Consider the following 4,758-nt stretch of genomic DNA (forward strand, 5'->3'; position numbering starts at 1 on the left):
ACTCTCCACTTTCGGTTCGCTTCCTCGGAAATCAACATAAAGTTTCATCGGATCTTTCGTTCCGCCAGAAGAAAGGAGAATTTTATATTTCGCAGCGATTTCTGGATTAAAAATTCCGTTTTCTTTAAAATACTGAAAAGCATCCGCATCCAAAACTTCCGCCCATTTGTAAGAATAATATCCCGCCGAATATCCACCTTGGAAAATATGGGAGAAACTTGTACTCATCGCAGTTTCTGGATTGCTTGGGTACAAATTCGTCGCTTTGGTTTCTTCCACTTCAAAGGTTTTGATATCATTTACTTTTTCCGGTTGTGTATGATAACCCATATCTAAAATACCAAATCCGATCTGTCTTAAAGTTTGATAACCTTCCATAAAGTTCTTGGAATCTGAGATTTTCTGAATTTTTTCATTTGGTAGAACTTCCCCTGTTTGATAATGTTTCGCAAAGGTTTTCAGAAATTCAGGTTCGTAACAATAATTCTCCAAAAACTGTGACGGAAGTTCCACAAAATCCCATTTTACCGAAGTCCCCGAAAGATTCGGATAAGTTGTATTCGCCAAAACGCCGTGTAAAGCGTGCCCAAATTCATGAAAAAGCGTCGTCACTTCCTGGAAGGTTAATAAGCTTGGCGTGTCTATATTTGAGCCAATAGTTATCGGCTTTGAAAAGTTGCAAACCACCGAAATATGCGGACGATTATTCTCCCCATTTTTAATAAATTGATTTTTAAAACTCGTCATCCACGCACCCGCTCTTTTTCCTTTTCTTGGGAAATAATCGGCATAGAGTAGGGCTTTGAATTTTCCGTCCTCAAAAATTTCGTAGGTTTTTACTTCATCGTTATATTTCTGAATTTCAGTAGTTTCTTTAAATTCTAACCCAAAGAGTGATTTAGCTAGACCAAAAACTGCGTCCTGAACTTTCTCCAACTGAAAGTAAGGTTTTAGTTCTTCATCATCAATATCGAATTTTTGTTTGCGGAGTTTTTCGGCGTAGAACGTATGATCGTAACTTTCCATTTCTTCGATGCCATCAGCTTTTGCGAGGGCTTTCAATGCTGAAATTTCCTTCTCTGCAAAAGGTTTTGCCTTTTCTAAAAGTTCATTCAAGAAAACTTTCACTTTTTCGGGAGATTTTGCCATTCTTTCTTCCAAAACATATTCTGCATAGTTTTCGTAACCTAATAATTTCGCTTTTTCCTGTTTTAAAGAAATAATTTCTTTAATTAAATTCTGGTTATCAAATTCATTATTTTGAAAAGATTTTTTACCATTTGCTAATGCCAATTCTTTTCTCAATTCTCGGTTTTCAGCATAAGTCATGAGCGGAAGGAAACTTGGATATTGCAAAGTCACTACAAATCCGTCGAGGTTTCTTTCTTTTGCTTCTTCGCGGTATTGTTGCAAAATTGCTTCTGGAATTCCTGTCAAATCTTTTTCATCCGAAATATGTTTGAAATAATTGTTGGTTTCTGCCAAAACATTTTGCCCAAATTGAAGCGATTTTTTTGATAATTCAATACTTATATTTTTAAATTTTTCTTTGTCGCAATCGTTTAAAAGTGCGCCACTTCTCACAAAACCTTTATAAGTTTCGTTCAAAAGCATTTGTTGTTCTTCGTTTAAATTGTATTTTTCTTTCTCGTCGTAAACTTTTTTAATTTTATTAAATAAAGCTTCATTTTGAGAAATTTTCGCTGAATATTCCGTTAAAAGTGGCGAAACTTCCTGTGCAATTTTCTGGATTTCATCGTTGGTTTCGGCAGAATTTAAATTGAAAAAAATACTCGAAACAATTTCTAGTTGTTCACTAGAAAAAGCCAATGCTTCAATCACGTTTTCGAAAGTAGGTTCTTCCTTGTTTTCAACAATTTCGGTGATTTCTTTTTCGGAGGTTTTAATAAGTTCTTGAAAAGCCGGAAGAAAATGTTCTTCTTTAATGTCGTTGAAAGGTACGGATTGGTATTTTGTTGTAAATGTTTGTAGTAACGGATTTTGCATTTGTGCTTTTTAGTTTAATTAAGTTTTATCTTTTAATATCAATGCTTCGATAAAAAGATAGAATACATGGTTGATTATGAATGTCTTATGTAGATGGTGACAAGCTTCTAATTTTGAGTTTTCCCGAGTTACCCAGGATCAAAAGTATTATTTTTTCAGCACTCATACAAATGAAAAATCTCAATTTGAGGAGAACTCATTTTTTGTTGCCTATTTTTGGTCGGGATTGGGTAAATTAAAGTAGGGCTTGGAAATTTCTGGTCTAGCAGTAATTGATTCTGAAAAGCATACTGCATATCATCTTGCAGCCGTACAAACTGTTGACTTGCGAATAACTATATTTTTTTTAAAGATAAAAGGTCAGAAGTTATAGCCCCGATGGAAACGGCATCCCCAAAAGCGAAGGCATTGCTGCTGCTTGGGATATAGTGGACAGCGGGACTGCTCTCCGAAGAAACTAAAATCTTGTTGCTCCTAAAAATACGCATTCCTTTTCTAACTTAAAAATTTGTAGAAAACCCACCGCAACAATACATCCACCAACAAAACAGCTAAAGCGATCCATAAGAAGTTTCTGAAATATTCCTGATAATTATAGAGTTTAGTGGTTTTCAATTCTGTCTTTTCTAGTTTGTTTATTTCGTTGTACACTTCTTCTAAACTTTGATTGGACGAGGCACGAAAGTACTTTCCACCTGTTGTTTGCGCAATCTCTCGAAGCACGGGTTCGTCGATTTGAACTTCTTCTTCGGTGAAAATCAAGTCGCCAAAAAGATCTTGTCGGGTCGGCATCAAAGCGTAACCGTTGGTTCCAATTCCGATGGAATAAACTTTTATTCCGTTGCTGCGTGCCAGTTCGGCAGCGACTTGTGGAGGCATTACGTTTTCTACATTGCTCACACCGTCGGTCATTAAAATAATGATTTTCGATTTTGCTTTGCTGTTTTTTAAATGAGCGACCGCTACAGAAAGTCCTTCGCCAATTGCGGTTCCTTGTGTTAATTCAGAGGTGCTAAGATGATTTAGCTCATCAATAACTACGGCATGATCGGACGTTATGGGGACCTTGGTGAATGCTTCGCCAGCGTAAGTTACCAATCCGATTCTGTCGCCAGGTCGGCTATTGACGAATTTTTTTGCAATATTTTGAAGTGCCGTTAAACGGTCGGGTTCTAAATCTTTTGCCAACATGCTGAGGGAAACATCCACGGAAAGCATGATATCGATTCCTTTGCTGTCATCTTGGTCTTGCGAAATGGTAAATGTTCGCGGTCTTGCCATCGCAATGATTAGGCAAGAAAGAATAATGTATTTTGAAATTTTCAGCAGGAATAAAACGAAAAGAATCGATTTGTTTTCTTCCATATTTTGGGTGGAAGGTACGGTGATTCCAGCGTATTTTTTATTGCGTAAATCACGGATGATTAAAGGGATGAAAACCACAAATAGCAATAAGAACCACGGGCTGTAAAACTCAAAATTTAAAAAATTAAATGCCATTTTATTATACTCCAGTTCTTAATTGTTCTGCTTCCAAATCTTTGGAAGACCGTTTTACGAAAGCTTTCATTTGATCGAAATCGTCTTGCATATTTTGTTGATTGGGGAAAACTTTTGCGAATTTCACGAGATCTCCTCTTAAAAAAATGTCTTCTATTGTTTTTTCATTTTCGGTGGAAATGGTATTGTTTAATTTTATGACATCGATTAAATCGTCCGTGAGTAAAACATTTGCCGGAATTTTGTATTGTTTGGTAATAAAGTTCCGTGTGATATCTAGTAATTCTACATAGAATAATCGGTAGTTTCCGTTTTCGATATAATTTTTCTTTTTCAACTTATCTAATTCTCGCAATGTTTGGTTGGTCATCACGACTGGATCAGATTTTTTTCTTTTTCCATATTTAATAAGTTGATAAATGATAAAGATTATCGCTAAAAGAATCAGGACTCCTAAAACATACCATTTGTACATTTGCCAGTAATCCTGAACGCCGAGATTCACCTCTTTGTTTTTCATGATGTCATTAATCTTGTCGTCTTTTTGAGCGGTGTTAATGACTTCAATATCATAAGGAATGGTATGCAAAACTTCGCCACCAATTTTGAAATCCAAAGCTGGAATGGTAAATTTGCCTTCGTCGTAAACGGCAAATTCGATGATTCGATCGTAAGTGTCAGCTTGCTTATTAATACTGTCTTTTATTTCTTCAAAATGAAAAGGAAGCAGTTCATTTTTGGGAGCAGACAAAACATCTTTCGCCTGTAAATTAGAAATGTGAATGTGTAAAATGCCAGGCTCTCCCAAAGCCAAAGTTTGTTTGTTAAGCTTGGAGCTCAATGTTTGCGAATAGGCAAAAACATGGAGGAATGCGAATAGGATTAAAAATATTTTTCTCACCCTAAATCCCTCTCCAAAGGAGAGGGATTTGTACTGCGTACAAATTCCTTTTTTTATATTTATTTTAGTTTCTTTCAAGTTAATTGTTTTTGTTGATTAAATTGACGACCACTTTTGCGATGGTATCTTTTTCTTCAGATTTGCTTTCAGCAATCATCAAAGTTAGAGCGACTAAGGTGTTGTTTTCTAATAATTTACTTCCGTCTGGTTTGTAAAGAAGTTGATTGTTGGCCAAAAACCATAAAAATAAAAATGCAGCGATCCGTTTATTTCCATCGGAAAAAGAATGATTTTTCACTACTAAATAAAGTAACATTGAGGCTTTTTCTTCGATACTTGGGTAAAGTTCT

The 4,758-nt window shown here is 35.6% G+C and carries 4 protein-coding genes; all 4 read right to left on the reverse strand.

Going from position 1 to position 4,758, the window contains the following annotated elements; all coding sequences use genetic code 11:
• A partial coding sequence (locus tag WBY99_RS01245; protein WP_423974532.1) for a M3 family metallopeptidase occupies window positions 1-2,007 on the reverse strand: 2,007 nt, incomplete at its 3' end.
• A 495-nt stretch (window positions 2,008-2,502) separates the two neighbouring features.
• Complete coding sequence (locus WBY99_RS01250) at window positions 2,503-3,507, reverse strand: vWA domain-containing protein (protein WP_423974533.1); 1,005 nt, start codon at window positions 3,505-3,507, stop codon at window positions 2,503-2,505.
• 4 nt (window positions 3,508-3,511) lie between these two features.
• Window positions 3,512-4,408 carry a BatD family protein gene (locus WBY99_RS01255; protein ID WP_423974534.1) on the reverse strand — a complete coding sequence of 299 codons (897 nt, stop codon included), beginning with the start codon at window positions 4,406-4,408 and terminating at the stop codon, window positions 3,512-3,514.
• Window positions 4,409-4,487: 79 nt separating this feature from the next.
• Window positions 4,488-4,758 (reverse strand): type II toxin-antitoxin system death-on-curing family toxin (locus WBY99_RS01260; RefSeq protein ID WP_423974535.1); only part of this gene is annotated, 271 nt, incomplete at its 5' end.

It is taken from the genome of Kaistella sp. (assembly GCF_049588135.1).
In the GTDB taxonomy this organism is placed as follows: domain Bacteria; phylum Bacteroidota; class Bacteroidia; order Flavobacteriales; family Weeksellaceae; genus Kaistella.